The 798-nt window shown below is 34.0% G+C and carries 2 protein-coding genes and 1 pseudogene; all 3 read right to left on the bottom strand.

Features of this window, described 5'->3' with window-relative positions; genetic code table 11:
- Positions 1 to 462, bottom strand: a 462-nt coding sequence (locus tag HMPREF1117_RS06595; protein ID WP_001167760.1) for an NAD glycohydrolase inhibitor, incomplete at its 3' end; no start/stop codon positions are given.
- A complete protein-coding gene (locus HMPREF1117_RS11905; RefSeq protein ID WP_442852125.1) occupies positions 463 to 630 on the bottom strand; it encodes a hypothetical protein in 168 nt (55 codons plus the stop codon).
- Positions 631 to 713: 83 nt separating this feature from the next.
- A pseudogene (locus HMPREF1117_RS12110) lies at positions 714 to 798 on the bottom strand (DUF6572 domain-containing protein); the annotation flags it as partial.

Below are 798 nucleotides of genomic sequence, written 5' to 3'. Positions count from 1 at the left end.
TGGACTACGGTCTAATACATTACATAGTCTTTCATAGGTATAAGTACGTTTCTGCTCATCCGATAATTTTGAAATGCTTTCTATAATATTTCTTACCAATTCATCTGTTTCAATAACAAAGGGAAGGCTTGTATATCTTCTTAAACGACTGCCTTGCATAGAAATATAATCAGTCACCTTATCTAATTTGACTAGGTCAGTCGATAAGCTAAAATCTTTCAAGATGTCAAAAGTTCTTCTTGCTATATCCTCATCACCTTCCACATACAGAGGATATAAGCAATATTCCATTAATACTCCAATATCTGTACTATTCACATCATAAGAATCTCGTTGTCGAAAACGATACTTCGGTTCCGTCCCTAGAAAAACTTCAGCTTCTTTCCCTTCCTTCATTATTTCACGATAGTCTTTTACAAAATTTTGATAATTTTCTTTATTTTTCAATTTATATATCTGCATTTATTTACTCCATTGATTGATTCTGAAAATTCCTTCAACTTGCTCAATTTTATTAGTGCCTGGTTTATAGACACGTGGATTTTTGATTTCATAATAGCCTTGACGTTCAATCGCAGATAGAAAGTCATCGTAAGAATGCCCCTTCATATCAATTGACGGCATAAGCAGTTCGCTATTTAGAAATGCTAAATAATCTTTTTATAAATATGGTCTCATTATACCACAAAAAGAGAGCGTTTCCGCTCCCTTTATTACTCTGGTAATTCTACCTTCAAACTCATATCTGTAGGCTGCAACACTTTCTGAACCGCAGCAAGAAAGGCTAGTCCATTATCC

Origin of the sequence: Streptococcus sp. SK643 (genome assembly GCF_000259505.1) — a bacterium.
Lineage (GTDB): Bacteria > Bacillota > Bacilli > Lactobacillales > Streptococcaceae > Streptococcus.
Note: the sequence above shows the minus strand (reverse complement) of the source record. Positions and strands in the feature narration are given on the sequence as shown.